The following is a 16,202-nucleotide window of genomic DNA, read 5'->3' on the forward strand; positions in this document are numbered from 1 at the left end:
CTGATACAATAATTATAGACAAAAGTCATCGTAAAAGGGGGTAAAAGCGTATGATTATTAATCGGGGACAAATCGCGCGCGATAAACTGGCAGATTTGCAAAATGGACAGACCGTGTTCGCCGACAGCCCGGAGATCATCGAACGGCTCCGCAAGTACATCACCGAATATCAACTCGATGTCGTCGAGGACGTGACCGATCGCGGCACGTGGTTCATCCCAAAAGCAGACGAGACAAAATGAAGAGAGCTGACCGCGGTCAGCTCTCTTCATTTTCGAACGTATACGGATGCGCCACCTCGTCAAGCGCCGCAATGACGTCATCCATCTCTTCCCACTTGTCAATCGTCGCTCCGGCGGCCATTTGATGCCCGCCGCCACGATACCGCTTCGCCACCTCGTTGATGACCGGGCCTTTCGAACGGATGCGGACGCGAATCTCATCCTTGTTCTCGACGAACATGACCCAACACTTTAAGCCTTCGAGCCCCGAGAAGCTGTTGACGAGTTGTGACGCCGCCTCGGGCGTCGCATGAAACGTCCGGAGCACATCCGCATCGATTTTCACATAGCCGACCCCCGCGTCCGTCACGTGGACGTTTTGTAAGACGTAACCTTGAAGTTGCAACGTCGCCAAATCGGTCTTATACATTTGACGATATAGCCGGCCCGTGTCAATGCCGAACGATAACAGCTTCGCCGCCACTTCGAACGTCCGTGGCGTCGCGTTACGGAACTGGAAACGCCCCGTGTCCCCGACGATGCCGGCAAACAAGAGGAAGGCTGATTCTTCGTCGAGCGCGAGCCCCCACGCCTCTGCGAGCTCAGCAATCATCTCAGACGTCGAACTGACCGACGTGTCGACGATCTGTTGTGTCGCGTACGGATCTTCATCCGGGTGATGGTCGATTTTGACGACCCTCTTCCCTTTGAGCGCATGTGGCCCGTCAATTCGCTCGTGGTTGGCCGTATCGAGGACGAGGACGAGCGCTTCGTCGTACATCTCCGGTTCGACGTGTTCCATCTTCCCTAAAAACTCTAAATCGCGCACGATTCCACCGACGACATACACGTCCTTCTCTGGATACGCGCGTTCGATGATGCGTTTTAGCCCCAACTGACTGCCAAGGGCATCCGGGTCCGGACGGACGTGTCGGTGAATCAAAATCGTCTTCGCCTCTTCGATTGCTTGTTTGATGCTTGCTGCTTCTGGCCAATGTGCCATAGCCATTCCTCGCTTTCTTGAACGTTATTCTATGGTATGATGATAACAGATTACTTGTCTGAAAGGGGTTTCTTCACTTGGCTCAACTTGTTCTGATCGGGCTCATCCTGTTTGCCCTCGGCGCTTACTTCGTCTATAAACGACGTGCCTATCTTACGAAAACGCCGTATCGAAAAGCATTGTTCAACACGCAGGCCCTCATTTGGCTCAGCATGTTCCTCGCCTTGTTCGCGATCAACCAAATGATTGGCGGGTTCATTCTCGACTCGACCGTCGGCTGGATTGTCAGCATCGTCATGCTCGTTCTCGGTGTCGGCAATGCCATCGTCGGGTTCATCCGCTACCGGAAACTCTATCCGCTCGCTGCCGATGAACCGATTCACCAATCGTGATGATATAAAAATGAGCTGATGAATCCATCAGCTCATTTTTATTAGCGGTCAATCAATTGTGCCGTCACAAGCGCCTTGGCGACGAGTTGCGTCCCTTGCGTCATCTCGACGTCAACTTTCCCGAACTTCCGTCCGAGATCGAACACGTTGGCCGAGACGCGGATTTGACTCTCGATTTGAATCGGCTTCATGAAATAGACGGTGATGTTCTCGACGACGAGATCCCCTTTTTTCATGTGACGCAAGCTTCGCGTCGCCCCCTCGACGAGGAGCGTCGTCAACACGCCTGACGATGCCGTCCCCATATGGCTCGTCATCTGCGGTGCCACTTCGACGGTGAACGCCGTCCCGTTCGAGGTCGGGTCTTCTTTCAACTGGTTCGTGATCATGTTGTCGAACGTCTCGCCGACTTGTGGCTGCCGGTTGGCGAGCTGGAGCGCTTTTAACACATCCTGTCGACTGATGATGCCGAGTAGACGGCCATAGTTGTCGACGACCGGCAACATCTCGATGCCTTCCCATACCATCTGATGGGCGGCGTTTGTCACGCTCGTCTGGACGCCGACGGTGATCGGGCTTCTCGTCATCACTTTCTCAATCTCCGTGTCATGAGACCGATCGATGATGTCCTTCGCCGTGATGACCCCGACGACTTTCATTTGGTCATCGATGACGGGATAGCGGTTATGTTTCGTCCGCTCGTTCAAGTCGTGCCAACGCTTCACCGTATCGTCCGCCTTCAAGTAGAACGTGTCGTGCAGCGGGATGACGATATCGGATACGAGTAAAATCTCCTTTTTAATCAAACGGTCGTAGATGGCCCGGTTGATCATCGTCGCCACCGTAAAGCTGTCATACGACGTCGAGATGACCGGCATGCTGTATTTATCGGCCATTCGCTTCACTTCGTCCGTCGTATCGAAGCCCCCGGTGATGAGGACGGCTCCGCCAGACTGCAAGACGAGCTCGTGTGCTTTCTCCCGGTTCCCGATGATGACGAGCGAATCGACGTCGATATAACGCATCATCGCCTCGAGCTTCATCGCACCGATGACGAATTTCGAGAGTGTCTTATGAAGGCCGTCGCGACCGCCGAGCACTTGCCCGTCGACGATGTTGACGACTTCGGCGAACGTCAGCTTTTCAATGTTCTCTTTATGCTTCCGCTTGATGCGAATCGTGCCGACCCGTTCGATTGTCGAGACGAATCCCAAGTTCTCGGCTTCTTTGATGGCCCGGTAAGCCGTTCCTTCTGAGACCGCCAACTCTTTTGCGATTTGGCGAACAGAAATCTTGGCTCCCACATCGAGCGACTCGATATGTGCAATGATCTGTTCATGTTTTGTTGTCATGTCACGAGTCCCTTCCCTTAATACATTTTCTGTCACTTTTAGTATACTGTATCAGTCCAACTTGTTCAAACTGTACTAATGAAATGGTTACATTTCCTTTCTGATTTTGAAAACGATATAATGAGTTCGAACATCATTGAACGAGAAGGAAGGGATCGACTTGAACCAACGAACGAACCAAATCGCACAATCTTTGGCGACGAAAGGGTTGGACGCCGCGTTCATCACCTCGAAAGCGTCCGTCTTTTATTTCTCAGGCGTCTACGCCGAGGCCCACGAACGGCTCATTGCCATCCTCGTCTTGAAGAACGGGACGACGGCCATCGTCTGCCCCGCCCTTGAGAAAGGGATTGTCGAGGCGAGCGACTGGACGGGCGACATCGTCACCTATATGGACCATGAGAACCCGTGGGACAAAGTCGTCAAACTGTTCCTCGACCAACAAATCGTCCCAGAGCGCATCGGCATCGAAGGCGAGCATTTGACATATAACCGGGTCGAACAACTCCGGGCCGGTTTCGCCGGACTTTCAATCATCGATTTGACCGAGGAGTTGCAAGCGCTCCGCATGATCAAGTCGCAAGACGAGGTCCGTGTCATGAAGCGCGCCGCCGAACTCGCCGACATGGCCATCGAGGCGGGGATTCGCGCCCTCCTTGAAGGCGTGACCGAGCTCGAGGTCATTGCCGAAATCGAGTATGCGATGAAGAGACAAGGCGTCCGTGAGATGTCCTTCGACACGCTCGTCCTCTTCGGCGAGAACAGCGCCGACCCGCACGGTGTACCGGGAAACAACCGGTTGAAGCAAGGTGACTTCGCCTTGTTCGACCTCGGTGTCGTCTGGCAAGGGTACTGCTCCGACATTACGCGGACCGTCGTATATGGCGAGGCCAGCACGAAACAGCGCGAGATATACGAGACGGTCCTCCAAGCAGAGCTCGCCGCAATCGACGCGGCGAACCTCGGCGCGACGCTCGGCTCGATTGACATCGCAGCCCGTCAAGTGATCACGACGGCCGGATACGGTGAATACTTCACGCACCGCGTGGGCCATGGGATTGGCATCGAAGTCCACGAGTTCCCATCGATGGCAGCCAACAACGACATGACCGCCCAAGCCGGGATGACGTTCACAGTCGAACCTGGCATCTACCTTCCAGGCGTCGGCGGTGTCCGTATCGAGGACGACGTCGTCATGACCGAGAGCGGCCCGATCTTGTTGACGAGTTATCCGAAAGCACTTCAAGAGATCAAATAAAAAAACCAGCCCGCGCGGCTGGTTTTTCTTATGGACTTAATAAAACAAACGATACATGACGTCCCGTTGTGGCACATCAAACCGTTCCATCCGTTCGAGAAACGCACGCTTATCATACGGTACGGCCTGTAGCGCGATCGAGACCCCGGACTCATCGAGTGAGAGGATGCCGTATCGAGCCAAGTCGTCCCGCGCGACGCCGAGCGCACCTGGGTTGAGGTAGCGCTTCGACTCGTCCTCGAACGAATGGATCGGGTGATGATGTCCGAAGCAGATGATGTCCGCCTCATAGTCGCCGAACAGTTGTTGCATGTTCGGAAGCGTCGCCTCGAGAATCTCATGGAACGGGTCCTCGACAATCGGCGCCGCTCGCTTCGCCAAAGGAATATGATAATGGATACCATAAACCCGCTCGTTGCCTACGACTCGGTCTATCGTTCGCGGTAACTGAAATAAAACATCGGTGTACTCCGGACGCAACGTCCGGGCGACCCACTCGTGGTGCGGGCGCGTATGCGCATAGCTCGCAGGATGGCCTTTCCCTTCAAGGAGCGACAGCACGGCCTCATCGTGATTCCCCGTGATCATCTGGACGCCGCGGTCGAGCAGACGGGCCATGACCTCGTTCGAGTCTGGCCCCATCGCAATCATATCCCCGAGACTCCACACGTCCGTGACGCCTGCCGCGTCCAACTGGTTGAAGACGGCATCGAGCGCCTGGACGTTCCCATGGATATCCGTCAAGATGGCCAATTTCATCTGAATCCCCTCACTTCCGGTATTGATGGACGACGTTCACGCCCCCGGTCACATCGATGACTGCTCCCGTGACCATGTCCGACTCTTCGGCGAGCAAGAACAAGATCATCCGGGCGATGTCCTCGCCTGTCCCGTGCCGACCGACCGGTGTCTGGTCGTCGGCCTCGGCTGCGTCAATCCGCATTTCTTTTTGCGCCCCGACGATGTTCCCCGGGTTGATCATATTCGCCGTGATTCCATGGGCCGCCTCTTCGAGCGCCACCGACTTCGTCAAACTGACGAGACCGGTCTTCGCTGCGGCGAAGGCGGAGCGATGCAGCCAGCCCGGGGCCGTCGCGCTTTCCGGAAAGCCGTACGTGATGATGCGCCCGAACCGTTTCGCGCGCATCGCGGGGATGGCCCGCCGCATGAGCCAAAACGAGGCCGACAAGTTCCCAGTGATGACCTCGTCCCACTCTTCGTCCGATAAGTCGATGAGACATTTGCGGTCGAAGATGTAGGGCCCTGCATTCAAGATGAGCGCATCCGGCTCACCGAACCGCGCCACAGCCTGCTCGAAACCGTCAAGCACCGCTTCTCGGTCCGTGAGCGGCGCTTCAATCATATGTAGCCGTTCGTGCGTCCAATCAATCGGACTCCGTTGTAGCACGCTGACGTGCCATCCTTCCTCTAACAACCGTTCTGTCACAACCCGGCCGATCCCTTTGGCCCCGGCCGTGATGACCACGTGTTTCATCGTCATCCCTCCTCTGTAACATCTTACCCGTTCCCGCGCCCCATTTCCAAACTTCAACCTGCTCGCGAAGAAAGTTGTGAAATTTTCACACAATCTCGCCAGAAGCGGGCGTGAATTTTTATAGAAGTGGTATACTATACATGTAAGCCGCACGTACATTTCAAGCGAAAGGTTGGGATTTACATGGCAATTGTCTACAAACATATCCTCTCTGCCGTCGACGGCTCGAAAGAGGCGGAACGTGCATTCGAAACAGCTATCGACGTCGCGCTTCGTAACGATGGGAAGCTGTATATCGGTCACGTCATCGATACGCGGACGTTCGCCACGGTCGAGGCGTATGACCGGACAATCACCGAGCGCGCCGAGACGTATGCGAAAGAGTTGCTCGATGACTACGTCAACCGTGCCCGTGAGCGGGGCGTCAAAGAAGTCGAGACCGTCATCGAGTACGGCTCCCCGAAAGTGACGATCGCCAAGAAGATTGCACCGAACAATGAAATCGACCTCATCATCTGTGGCGCGACTGGTTTGAACGCCGTCGAGCGCTTCTTCATCGGTAGCGTCTCCGAGAGCATCGTCCGCTATGCCAAGTGCGACGTCCTCATCGTCCGTCAATAAAAAAGAGATCAGCGCCGGCGAACCGCACCGGCGCTGATCTCTTTTTTATTTATAACACTTTGACGGTGACCGTCTTGCGCCCAAACTTGAGCGCTGCACTTTGCGAGTACATCAAGATATCGATTTTGTTCCCTTTAATCGCGCCACCCGTGTCTGCCGCCGTGTAAGTCCCCATCAACTTCCCGCCGACGTACACTTGTACTTTCGAACCGAGCGGGATGACGCGCGGGTCGACCGCGACGACGTTATGTTTTTGCGTGCGAACGTTCCAGCCGAGTGCCGTCTTGCCCGAGCAGCCTTTGCAGTAAGGCGTGTAGGCCGATGCGTTCATCGTATACGTTTTCACGCTCGACTTGGCGACCGGTTTGACCGTGCGTAAGTATTTCGTGGCGATCCAGGCCGTCTTCCCTTTATAGTTGACGCGAATCCAAGCGCCCTTCGAACCGGTGCGCTCCAACTGGTGCCCTTTATTGATCTTCCCGAGTACTTTCCCTTCCACGTGCGCCGCCGCCCGAACGTTCAACCCGTTCACTTGGCTTTGGACATACGTTTTAGAAGCTGCCTCGACTTGTTGTTGTGGTAATAGCATGGCAAATGTCATGACCGTCAGTAATAAGACCGTTCCAATTTTTTTTAGCATGTGGTTCGTCCTTTCCTAGTCGGTTTGTTTGTCGTTGTTCATGTTGTCATGTTCTAAGGTGTTCGATACGCGTACAGTAATCCGATGAGTCAAGACGAGTATGTTTCGTCCAGATAACTATATGACGAATCTAGACGATGTGCGTTTACAACTAAACTTCATTTGAGTGACATGAAAGTTACGGTTATGTTACAAAAGTTCTTGTTTTTAAAGAATGATGACGTTATTACATCGAGGATTGAACTTTCGTAATATTAATTTACATTTAATGGTTTTATTATGACGTGATCGTTACAAAGTTTCGTTTTTTCGTCCTGATTGTTACAAACGAGGATCACTAAGCTGACCATTCTCCTATCGAGAATTTGCGCGAATTAGGTCCACAGCACTAAAAAAGGCCATCTTGTTCCATGTGAACAAGATGGCCTTACGTTACGATTGATTAGGCGTGTGTCTCGACGAGGTTCGCGATGCGGACCGTGTCGCGCGCGATGACCAACTCTTCATTCGTCGGGATGATGATGACTTTGACTGGTGAATGCGGATAGTTGATAAACAACTCTTTGCCGCGTGCACCGTTGTTGAGTGATGGGTCCCAGTAAACGCCCATGAACTCGAGGCCACGGAGGATACGCTCACGGATGACGTCCGAGTTTTCCCCGACGCCGGCTGTGAAGATGATGGCGTCAACACCGTTCATCTCTGCCGCGTATTGTCCGATATAGCCGTGGATGCGGTTCGAGAAGATTTTGAGTGACACTTCGGCACGATGGTTGCCTTCAGCTGCCGCCTGCTCGATGTCACGCAAGTCACTCGAGATCCCCGAGAGACCGTAAACGCCCGACTCTTTGTTCATGACGTTCAAGACGTCTTCAGCTGACTTGCCCGTCTTCTGCATGAGGAACGGGATGAGGGCCGGGTCAAGCGATCCCGAGCGCGTTCCCATCGTGATTCCTTCGAGTGGTGTGAAGCCCATCGTCGTATCGATTGAACGACCACCGGCTACCGCTGCGATTGACGCACCGCTACCGAGGTGGCACGAGATGAGGCGCAAGTCTTCGAGCGGACGTCCGAGAAGCTCGGCCGCACGTTGCGTCACGTACTTGTGGCTCGTCCCGTGGAAACCGTATTTCCGGACACCGTGCTCCGTGTAATACTCGTACGGGAGGCTGTACAAGAAGTTCTCTTCCGGCATCGATTGGTGGAACGCCGTATCGAACACCGCGACTTGCGGGACGTTCGGCAAAATCGTCTGGAATGCACGAATCCCTGTCAAGTTCGGTGGGATATGGAGCGGTCCGAGTTCGACGAACGATTCGATGTTCTTCATGACTTCCTCGTCGATGACGACCGAATCTGCGTACAACTCTTTTCCGTGAAGGACACGGTGCCCGACCCCTGCGATTTCATCGAACGATGCGATGATTCCGAGATCAATCAATTTTTCGAGCGCGAGCTCGACCGCTTCTTTGTGCGTGTGAAGCGGTGTCACGACGTTGAACTTCTGTCCTTCGCCGTATTTGATTGTGAAGATTGCATCGTCTTTCCCGACGCGCTCGACGAGACCGACCGCGAGCATGTGTTCAGACGGCATTTCGAGAAGTTGGAACTTCAATGACGAACTACCTGCGTTGACTGCCATAATTTTTGTCATGTCATACACCTCTTACCTTTCGATTTAAACGGGTATCTTTATCTGTTCTTTTGAAAACCGATAACTGTATCATAATGAAGATACTTGATATGACATATGTTTTTCAAGTCTTTTGCCTAATAAAATTATGTTGTTTTAAACCAATCATCAATCTGTTTCACGATATTGGCGACAGCGCGGACGTCCGTGAACGATGGCAGTTCGACGAGGAGCGCTTGTTTCGGTCGTTTGACGCCTTCTCCGAGCTTTTGAAGCAGGAGCAAACTCTTCGCATACCGCTCGTCTTTAAACATCGTCGTAGGCAACTGAAGCACGCCTTTGACGACGGCCTCTCGGTCCATCCACTGTTTTAATTTCCCTTCGTCATCTTGTTCAAACAAATTGTTCGGGATGACGAAAAGGCCGTGACCACCCGGAACCGTATGCCGCATCGCCTGTTCCATCATCAGAAAGTGAGCGTACGCGTGGCCGTCGGTCCGGTGCAGATCGTACGTCTTCGCCACCTCATCATTCGGATAATAGCCGATTGGTAAGTCGACGAGCGTCAAGTTTGCTGGTTCAACGAACAGCGGCTCGAGCGCGTCTTGATGGAAATAGGAAACCGGCTTCTCGAGCAGGTTACTGATGGCATAAGACAAGCGGAGCATCGTCTCATCGACTTCGACGGCCTGTGCCGTCGCCTCGTTCAATTGCGACAACACGGCATGGACGAGCGTGCCCGTGCCGCTGCCGAGCTCGAGTAGCGTCGCCTTGTCCTCGACGAGCTTCGTCGCCAAATACCCGATAAACAGACTGACCGCATCCGGCGTCGGCTGATGGTTCGGGGGGAGCGTCGTCGTCTCCTCGAGGACGAGCAGGCTGACCGCCTTCCGTACATCATCCATGTCCTCTGACGCCACGTCGACGCGCTCTAGCACTTCAATCAACGCTTCGAGCGGTAAGACATCTAGGTCAGCCACCAATTTTTTCACATCTTGTTTCCAATCTCGGTACAGTTGTTCGAATCGTTCCATCTTCGTTCATCCTTTCCATACAAAACCGGCTCTCTAACTGAGAGCCGGTCGTTTCACTTCTATTAGTGTAGACGATTCCGGAGAATTCGCCAAGCGAATCAGTTTGCTGCCGCGAACGCTGCGAGCGCTGAATCGAAGTCAACTTCGTCCGTCATCTCGTCCATATACTGCACGTATTGGACCGTGCCGTTTGAATCGACGACAAAGACAGAACGGGCCAAAAGACGAAGTTCCTCGATCAAGACACCGAACGATTTTGCAAAGGAGAGATCACGATGATCCGAAAGCGTGACGACGTTATCAATTCCCGCTGCCGAGCACCAGCGACGCTGTGCGAACGGCAAGTCGTTCGAGACGGTAAGTACCGTTCCGCCAAGCGATGACGCCTTCTCATTGAACGCACGCGTCTGCGCATCGCACACACCTGTGTCGATTGACGGGATGACGCTAATCAGCTTTTTCCCCGGATAGGCCGCGAGTGTCACTTCGTCTAATGAAGTCGTCAGTGCCGTGAAGTCAGGCGCTTGGTCGCCTACTTTCACTGGATTCCCTTGAAGCGTTACGTTGTTCCCTTTAAATGTTGGCATTGTTCCATCCCCTTTTAGCGGAATTGTACGTCCCCATCATATCGATGGCACACGCGTCATGACAAGCATCCTGCTTCGACGCTGTTTCAGTTTTTCCCTATATCCAATTAACAAAACACGGTATAATAGGGAAGACACATACGACAAAGGGGATGACTCAAATGAGAAACAACGTGTATTTGTATCACCGAAACGTCAACGATTTCACAAAAGAAGTGAAAAAACTACGGGAAATCGGGGAAAAGCACGGCTTTAACGTCGTCGAACGCCCTGAGGATGCCAACATCATCGTCGCCATCGGGGGAGATGGCGCGTTTCTCCAGGCCGTCCGCTATACCGGGTTCCGCCAAGATGCGATTTACGTCGGCTTCGGCCGCGGCTTGAACGAGTTTTATTGTGATTTCGACATACATAAACTCGATGAAGTCGACCGCTTGTTCTCGGACAACACGGCCCGCATCGAGGCCGGGCTCGAAGTGCGCAAATATCCGCTCCTTTCGGCTTCCATCAACGAATCGACACCGCTTCTCTGTCTGAACGAGGCGTCAATCAAATCGAGTATCATCAAATCGCTCGCAATCGAGGTATACATCGACGATCTTCATTTCGAGACGTTCCGTGGAGATGGAATGGTCGTCTCGACACCGACCGGTTCGACGGCTTACAACAAATCGCTTACAGGCGCCGTCGTCGACCCGCTCATCCCATGCATGCAAGTGAGCGAGATTGCCTCGGTCAACAACAACCGTTACCGGACGCTCGGTTCTTCGTTCATCGTCCACGAGTCACGCAAACTGTCGCTCCGCATCATCGAGGACGGCAACGACTATCCGATTATCGGCATGGACAATGAAGCGCTCAGCCTGAAGTATACCGACCGCATCGACATCGAACTGTCGGACAAGGTCGTCAAGACAGTGAAGCTCCGCAACAACTCGTTCTGGCATAAAGTTCAACGTTCATTCTTCTAATCCCTAAAGAAAGAGCCTCCTGCGCGGAGGCTCTTTCTTGTTACGTCGTGATGACGTCCGCTTCATATACCGGCGTCCCTTCGACGACGGTCATGACGAGACGGTTGTTCAAGATGTCCATCCCCCGAAGGTCAAAGAAGTCTTCCTCCCATACGGTGAACGTCGCATTATAGCTTTGGATGAGCAAGCCGTCACGTCCGTGCGTGTTCGTGGCGACGCGTGGCGAGTACGTGAAGCTCCGGAGCGCCTCATACATCGACAGACGCTCGTTCGGCGCGAGCGTGCTCGAGCCGGCGAATGACTGGCGGGTGACAGCGGCGTAAAGCCCCTTTCGAACGTCGACGTCCGAAATCGGGGCGTCGCTCCCACCGAGGAACAACGCCCCCGTTGCCACCATCGATTTGAAGCGATAGGCGTTGTCGACGCGTTCGTTGCCGAGGCGGTCGAAGAGTAGTTCCATGTCGTCGGACAGGAAGACCGGCTGCGCATCAATCAAGACCGGCAACGCCGAGATGCGCTTCAACAGCGCGTCATCGAGGAGCGACGCGTGAATGATACGATCGCGCGTCCCCCGTTTGGCCGGATATTTCTCAAGCAAGCCGATGAACTGTTCAGCTGCTGCGTCACCGATCACGTGGGCCGCCACGTTCATCCCGTAGGACCGGGCTTTTTTCACGAGCGCCTCGAGATGGTCCGGCCGATGCACTTCGATGCCACGTTGGACCGGGTCGTCCGTATACGGTTCGGACAACAGCGCCGTCCGGCCGCCGAACGAGCCGTCGACGAACAGTTTCATCGCCCCGAAGTCAAAGCGCGGTCGCTTGTAGAGCGCATCGTGTTGAAGCACACGGTCGACGATTTGTTCATGGACGAGCAGATGTGCGTGAAATGGGACGTCACCGAGCACGTCTTCATACGCCTGAATCGTCTCGAGCGGGTCACCGTGATAGAATAAGTCCTCGGTATGGGCACCGACGATGCCGTGACTGAACAAGGCGTCGACGGCCCGTCGAATCGAGGCGACGTTCTTCTCTTTGTTGCCACCGAGTTCGCGGTGCAACAAGTCGAGCGCTGCGTCATAGAGCACCCCGTTCAGCTTCCCTTCCGCATCGCGCCCGAGCTTTCCGCCCTCGATAACCGTATGATGAATCAAGCCGAGCCGCTCGAGTCCTTTCGAGTTGACGACGGCCACGTGGCGGCACACCCGCTTCAAGACGACGGGACGGTCCGGGATGACCGCATCGATCATCTCGCGCGTCGGCATCTCGCCGAGCAGCCGATCGTTGAACCCTTCCGCGACGAGCCAATCATCCCCGCTCGCCTTTTGTTTCATCGTCTCAAGCAACGCGTTCAAATCGGTCGTCTCCGTCGCATCGACCCGATCGAGCGCTTCCCCGTATCCGATTAAATGGATATGTGAGTCTGTGAACGCCGGATAGACGCTCTTTCCTTCAAGATTGACGATGTCCTGAATACGCCCCGCATATGTACGGCGCAGCTGCCCTTCTTCCCCCATCTTCAGGATGCGGCCATGTTCGACATACATCGCCCGACTCATCTCGCCTTCTTTATTCAACGTATAAATCTTTCCGTTCACCCATAACGTTCCCATCACATAACTCCTCCTCGATTCAAAAAAGATTGACGTCTACGTTAATTCCCGTTTACGTCAATCTTCATGCATAGATTATTTTCGAAGCAATTCTTGGTGCTCGATTCCCTTTTCGACACGTTGACGAATCTGACGCGGCGCCGCTTCATCGAAACGGCCGAGTACGCGCTCGCCGATTTCGACGGCCGTCCCATACTCCCCGTGCAAGAACTTGTTCTCAGCGAGCGTCAAGGCGATGTGCACCTCGTTGTCACGACGGCGATAGCGGTTCGCATACTGTAACAGCTGTTCGGCGTACGTGACTTGACGAAGAAGCGCCTTGACCCGGTCCCGGAAGTTGTCCATCGTCTCTTCGATGTCGTGGCTCAAGCCGACGATGTACGTCATGTTGAAAGGCGCCTTCTCGAACTGCTCATCGAGCGACTGGACACTCTTTTGCAGTTGGCGCATGTCGTTCATCAAATCGTTCGGCACGACCGGCATCGCGCTCTTGGCGAGAAGACGACGATGGGCGGACAGTTCACGTTTCCAGCCTTCGAGCTTGTTGCGCACTTCGAGTTCTTCTTTTCGGAGCGAGTTCGTGTTGTCGATAAACCGTTCATGCATGGCCGCGAATTGATCGAGTGACCGTTTCGCTTCCTGCACTTTCGATTTAACGAGGCTGAACGGAAGCATTTGGGCGCTGAGCGCTTGCTCGATGTCATGGACGTTCGCCGAGAGCGTCGTCCGTTCCCGCTCGAGCTGCTCGAACTCTTCGCCGACCCGGGCGTTAATCTCATAGTTACTGATTAGGCGAGACATCTCTTCGTTCAATCGCGTCATGAGTTCTGTTGTCTTCTCATCACGTTCACGGACGGTCGCGAACTCTTTTTTCACGTATTGGCGCGCGTCGACCTCGGTGCGGAACGCTTCGAACAGTTGATCGATATCCGAGCTCAATTGTTGCATGTCCGTCTCGAAATGGTCGAACTCGAGTCGTTCGATGCGTTCCATAAGCGCTTGACGTCGGTCTTCCGCCTGTTCGATTTCTTCCATTAAACCGAGCGGTTCAAGGGCGTATCCGTCCATCTGCATCTCTTTATGACCCGAACGGAGCTGGTTGAGCTGCTGACGCAAGTCGACTTGGACGGTCCGCACGAACTGCGGGATGACGCCGACGAGTTCACGGATGTGCGTGACTTTCGCCGATAAGTCCTGTCCGGCTAAGAACGCATCCGACACTTGGCCTTCTTGCTTGAGTGTCATCATCTCGTTTCGCTTCGCCTCAGCGGCTGCAATCTCGGCTTCGACGAGAGGATACGTCGGTCCGAAGGCGTTGTTTTGCGAAACGAGTGTCTTCCGTAGCTGGTATAGCTCTTTTTCGTCTTTCTTGACGATGTCGAGGAGCGAGTCATGATGTTGATTGAACTCATCCATCTCGTCGAGCATGGCGTGTACCATCGTCTCGAGTTCTTCAATCAACTGTTCCGTCGCGTCCAAGTCCGATTTCACTTTCAAGAAGCGGTACTTATCGAGATCTTCTTCCGACCGATAAAGCGATTCATCGATTTGGCCGGTATGGACGCTGACGAGCTCGTCCCACGACTGATGCCAGCGATCGAACTTCTCTTTTGTCTCGCCTTCCATCGGCCACTGCTTGAACTTTTGAAGCTCGGCCGGGATACTCGCACTGAGAATACTTTGTTTGCGAATATCCAAATCATCAATTTTTTGGTAATACTTTCTTCGAATGAGCATACTAGCGAGCATGGCCCCTAGCGCGATGACGATGATTCCAATTAAAATCCCGTATAATCCGTAATCCATCTTTGTCACAACCTCCAAGCCGCTTTCATGGACTTATGTATCGTAAAGAAGAAAATGATGTATTTTATAAGTATAGATATACTTAATCATATTATACAACAGTGGATTTGCATAGGTTTTCCAATGGTTTGACGTGAGAATGTTGCGCGCTCATAAAAACATTTCGGAAGACAAATTGAAAAAATGCGTGTACGATGATGCATATCTGAGCTTGTATTCATATAGGAGGGAATCATATGTTTCAAACGACTGCTTACTCTGGCGACTTGGCCGCCGGCTATGAACTGCTGAACAAACAACTCGCTGCACTGTTAGAAGGCGAAACGAACGAAGTCGCGAACCTCGCCAACGCGAGCGCGCTCCTTAACCAATTTCTAGATCGGATCAACTGGGTCGGCTTCTATATGAAGAACGGTGACGACGCGCTCATCCTCGGCCCGTTCCAAGGTCTCCCAGCTTGCGTCCATATCGCATTTGGGAAAGGCGTATGCGGGACAGCCGCTTCAACGCAAGAAACGCAACTCGTGGCGGACGTCCACAAGTTCCCAGGGCATATCGCCTGTGACGCCGCATCGAACTCAGAGATCGTCGTCCCGCTCGTTCGCGACGGCGAGACGATCGGCGTGCTCGATATCGACAGCCCCGAGTTCGATCGCTTCTCAGAAATCGACCGTCAAGGCCTCGAGCAATTTTGCCAGACATTACTTCGCTTCATCTGATTGACAAGCTGTTTTATTCATCGTATACTATTTTTTGTGCATGAAATGACGATAGCAGTCATCGACAGACGTATCCACCTTTCGGGCCTCGACGTTGTCGGAGGAGCATCTCGTAGCTTCGCTATCAAGTGAAGGTGCTTGAACCTTGAAAGGGGCGTCACCCGTCTTTGACACCGTTGTTCTTTTGTGCAAAATACATGAACAACAAGGAGGAGTCCAAACATGGCTCGTTACACAGGTCCAGCTTGGAAACTCTCGCGTCGCTTAGGCATCTCGCTTAGCGAAACGGGTAAAGAATTAGCAAAACGTCCTTACGCACCAGGCCAACACGGCAATGGTCGTCGTAAAATCTCTGAATACGGTCTTCAGCTTCAAGCGAAGCAAGCACTCCGTCACATGTACGGAATCAACGAGAAGCAATTCCGTCGCATCTTCAACGATGCAGGGAAAATGCAAGGAATTCACGGTGAGAACTTCATGTTCTTGCTCGAGTCACGCCTTGACAACCTCGTTTACCGTATGGGCCTCGCTCGCACACGTCGCGGCGCGCGCCAACTCGTCAACCACGGTCACATCCAAGTTGACGGTTCACGTGTAGACATCGCGTCTTACCGTGTAAAACCAGGTCAAGTCATCTCAGTTCGTGAGAAGTCTAAAAACTTCAAAGCGATCGCTGAAGCGCTCGAAGTAGCACCAGCTACAAAAGACTTCGTCACGTTCGACGCTGAAAAGCTCGAAGGTACGTACGTACGTCTTCCTGAGCGCGCTGAGCTCAACGACCAAATCAAAGAGCAATTGATCGTCGAGTACTACTCACGTTAATGCTTTTATCCCCTTTCCCGCCTCGGCAGGAAAGGG

17 protein-coding genes are annotated in these 16,202 nt (G+C 53.5%); 7 read left to right on the top strand and 10 right to left on the bottom strand.

Features of this window, described 5'->3' with window-relative positions:
- The first annotated feature begins 50 nt into the window (after positions 1 to 50).
- Positions 51 to 242: a YtzJ family protein gene (locus KNP76_RS05640; RefSeq protein WP_034809296.1), complete on the top strand. Its 192-nt coding sequence runs from the start codon at positions 51 to 53 to the stop codon at positions 240 to 242.
- A 16-nt stretch (positions 243 to 258) separates the two neighbouring features.
- Here the strand turns inward: KNP76_RS05640 and KNP76_RS05645 are convergent, their stop codons facing one another.
- Positions 259 to 1,224, bottom strand: coding sequence for a DHH family phosphoesterase (locus KNP76_RS05645; RefSeq protein ID WP_214843416.1), 966 nt, complete (start codon positions 1,222 to 1,224; stop codon positions 259 to 261).
- A 77-nt stretch (positions 1,225 to 1,301) separates the two neighbouring features.
- On the opposite strand from KNP76_RS05645, the gene KNP76_RS05650 reads away from it, so the two are divergent.
- Positions 1,302 to 1,616 carry a YtpI family protein gene (locus KNP76_RS05650; RefSeq protein WP_034809293.1) on the top strand — a complete coding sequence of 105 codons (315 nt, stop codon included), beginning with the start codon at positions 1,302 to 1,304 and terminating at the stop codon, positions 1,614 to 1,616.
- Between the two features lie 41 nt (positions 1,617 to 1,657).
- Here KNP76_RS05650 and KNP76_RS05655 read toward each other — a convergent pair whose 3' ends face one another.
- A complete protein-coding gene (locus tag KNP76_RS05655; RefSeq protein ID WP_214843424.1) occupies positions 1,658 to 2,968 on the bottom strand; it encodes a DRTGG domain-containing protein in 1,311 nt (436 codons plus the stop codon).
- Between the two features lie 160 nt (positions 2,969 to 3,128).
- Here KNP76_RS05655 and KNP76_RS05660 point away from each other — a divergent pair, with 160 nt between their 5' ends.
- A complete protein-coding gene (locus tag KNP76_RS05660; RefSeq protein ID WP_034814879.1) occupies positions 3,129 to 4,226 on the top strand; it encodes a M24 family metallopeptidase in 1,098 nt (365 codons plus the stop codon).
- A 36-nt stretch (positions 4,227 to 4,262) separates the two neighbouring features.
- Here KNP76_RS05660 and KNP76_RS05665 read toward each other — a convergent pair whose 3' ends face one another.
- Both KNP76_RS05665 and KNP76_RS05670 read right to left on the bottom strand, forming a co-directional pair.
- A complete protein-coding gene (locus KNP76_RS05665; RefSeq protein ID WP_214843426.1) occupies positions 4,263 to 4,985 on the bottom strand; it encodes a metallophosphoesterase family protein in 723 nt (240 codons plus the stop codon).
- 10 nt (positions 4,986 to 4,995) lie between these two features.
- Complete coding sequence (locus KNP76_RS05670) at positions 4,996 to 5,721, bottom strand: SDR family oxidoreductase (RefSeq protein ID WP_211780843.1); 726 nt, start codon at positions 5,719 to 5,721, stop codon at positions 4,996 to 4,998.
- A 183-nt stretch (positions 5,722 to 5,904) separates the two neighbouring features.
- Here KNP76_RS05670 and KNP76_RS05675 point away from each other — a divergent pair, with 183 nt between their 5' ends.
- Positions 5,905 to 6,342: a universal stress protein gene (locus KNP76_RS05675; protein ID WP_034814761.1), complete on the top strand. Its 438-nt coding sequence runs from the start codon at positions 5,905 to 5,907 to the stop codon at positions 6,340 to 6,342.
- Positions 6,343 to 6,391: 49 nt separating this feature from the next.
- On the opposite strand, the gene KNP76_RS05680 is transcribed toward KNP76_RS05675, so the two are convergent.
- From KNP76_RS05680 to tpx, 4 genes are all read right to left on the bottom strand, one after another.
- Complete coding sequence (locus tag KNP76_RS05680; RefSeq protein WP_371816163.1) at positions 6,392 to 6,931, bottom strand: 3D domain-containing protein; 540 nt, start codon at positions 6,929 to 6,931, stop codon at positions 6,392 to 6,394.
- A 493-nt stretch (positions 6,932 to 7,424) separates the two neighbouring features.
- Positions 7,425 to 8,636: an acetate kinase gene (locus KNP76_RS05685; protein ID WP_034809278.1), complete on the bottom strand. Its 1,212-nt coding sequence runs from the start codon at positions 8,634 to 8,636 to the stop codon at positions 7,425 to 7,427.
- A 125-nt stretch (positions 8,637 to 8,761) separates the two neighbouring features.
- Positions 8,762 to 9,649, bottom strand: coding sequence for a class I SAM-dependent methyltransferase (locus tag KNP76_RS05690; RefSeq protein WP_034814755.1), 888 nt, complete (start codon positions 9,647 to 9,649; stop codon positions 8,762 to 8,764).
- 98 nt (positions 9,650 to 9,747) lie between these two features.
- Positions 9,748 to 10,236 carry a thiol peroxidase gene (gene tpx, locus KNP76_RS05695; RefSeq protein WP_034814753.1) on the bottom strand — a complete coding sequence of 163 codons (489 nt, stop codon included), beginning with the start codon at positions 10,234 to 10,236 and terminating at the stop codon, positions 9,748 to 9,750.
- 152 nt (positions 10,237 to 10,388) lie between these two features.
- Here tpx and KNP76_RS05700 point away from each other — a divergent pair, with 152 nt between their 5' ends.
- Positions 10,389 to 11,207: an NAD kinase gene (locus tag KNP76_RS05700; protein ID WP_034814752.1), complete on the top strand. Its 819-nt coding sequence runs from the start codon at positions 10,389 to 10,391 to the stop codon at positions 11,205 to 11,207.
- A gap of 40 nt (positions 11,208 to 11,247) precedes the next feature.
- Here KNP76_RS05700 and KNP76_RS05705 read toward each other — a convergent pair whose 3' ends face one another.
- Positions 11,248 to 12,819, bottom strand: a complete 1,572-nt coding sequence (locus tag KNP76_RS05705; RefSeq protein ID WP_211780842.1) for an amidohydrolase — start codon at positions 12,817 to 12,819, stop codon at positions 11,248 to 11,250.
- A gap of 75 nt (positions 12,820 to 12,894) precedes the next feature.
- Positions 12,895 to 14,625, bottom strand: coding sequence for a septation ring formation regulator EzrA (gene ezrA / locus KNP76_RS05710; RefSeq protein WP_214843434.1), 1,731 nt, complete (start codon positions 14,623 to 14,625; stop codon positions 12,895 to 12,897).
- Between the two features lie 236 nt (positions 14,626 to 14,861).
- On the opposite strand from ezrA, the gene KNP76_RS05715 reads away from it, so the two are divergent.
- Positions 14,862 to 15,344, top strand: a complete 483-nt coding sequence (locus tag KNP76_RS05715; protein WP_214843436.1) for a GAF domain-containing protein — start codon at positions 14,862 to 14,864, stop codon at positions 15,342 to 15,344.
- A gap of 222 nt (positions 15,345 to 15,566) precedes the next feature.
- Complete coding sequence (rpsD, locus tag KNP76_RS05720) at positions 15,567 to 16,166, top strand: 30S ribosomal protein S4 (protein WP_034814744.1); 600 nt, start codon at positions 15,567 to 15,569, stop codon at positions 16,164 to 16,166.
- The last annotated feature ends 36 nt before the right edge of the window (positions 16,167 to 16,202 follow it).

It is taken from the genome of Exiguobacterium sp. s150 (assembly GCF_018618435.1).
In the GTDB taxonomy this organism is placed as follows: Bacteria; Bacillota; Bacilli; order Exiguobacteriales; family Exiguobacteriaceae; genus Exiguobacterium; species Exiguobacterium alkaliphilum.

What these genes read in the sequence shown, in the direction of transcription:
- KNP76_RS05640 (WP_034809296.1), top strand. Translation starts at nt 51, where the DNA reads ATGATTATTAATCGGGGACAAATCGCGCGCGATAAACTGGCAGATTTG.
- KNP76_RS05645 (WP_214843416.1), bottom strand. Translation starts at nt 1,224, where the DNA reads ATGGCACATTGGCCAGAAGCAGCAAGCATCAAACAAGCAATCGAAGAG.
- KNP76_RS05655 (WP_214843424.1), bottom strand. Translation starts at nt 2,968, where the DNA reads ATGACAACAAAACATGAACAGATCATTGCACATATCGAGTCGCTCGAT.
- KNP76_RS05665 (WP_214843426.1), bottom strand. Translation starts at nt 4,985, where the DNA reads ATGAAATTGGCCATCTTGACGGATATCCATGGGAACGTCCAGGCGCTC.
- KNP76_RS05670 (WP_211780843.1), bottom strand. Translation starts at nt 5,721, where the DNA reads ATGAAACACGTGGTCATCACGGCCGGGGCCAAAGGGATCGGCCGGGTT.
- KNP76_RS05675 (WP_034814761.1), top strand. Translation starts at nt 5,905, where the DNA reads ATGGCAATTGTCTACAAACATATCCTCTCTGCCGTCGACGGCTCGAAA.
- KNP76_RS05680 (WP_371816163.1), bottom strand. Translation starts at nt 6,931, where the DNA reads ATGCTATTACCACAACAACAAGTCGAGGCAGCTTCTAAAACGTATGTC.
- KNP76_RS05685 (WP_034809278.1), bottom strand. Translation starts at nt 8,636, where the DNA reads ATGACAAAAATTATGGCAGTCAACGCAGGTAGTTCGTCATTGAAGTTC.
- KNP76_RS05690 (WP_034814755.1), bottom strand. Translation starts at nt 9,649, where the DNA reads ATGGAACGATTCGAACAACTGTACCGAGATTGGAAACAAGATGTGAAA.
- tpx (WP_034814753.1), bottom strand. Translation starts at nt 10,236, where the DNA reads ATGCCAACATTTAAAGGGAACAACGTAACGCTTCAAGGGAATCCAGTG.
- KNP76_RS05700 (WP_034814752.1), top strand. Translation starts at nt 10,389, where the DNA reads ATGACTCAAATGAGAAACAACGTGTATTTGTATCACCGAAACGTCAAC.
- KNP76_RS05705 (WP_211780842.1), bottom strand. Translation starts at nt 12,819, where the DNA reads ATGGGAACGTTATGGGTGAACGGAAAGATTTATACGTTGAATAAAGAA.
- ezrA (WP_214843434.1), bottom strand. Translation starts at nt 14,625, where the DNA reads ATGGATTACGGATTATACGGGATTTTAATTGGAATCATCGTCATCGCG.
- KNP76_RS05715 (WP_214843436.1), top strand. Translation starts at nt 14,862, where the DNA reads ATGTTTCAAACGACTGCTTACTCTGGCGACTTGGCCGCCGGCTATGAA.
- rpsD (WP_034814744.1), top strand. Translation starts at nt 15,567, where the DNA reads ATGGCTCGTTACACAGGTCCAGCTTGGAAACTCTCGCGTCGCTTAGGC.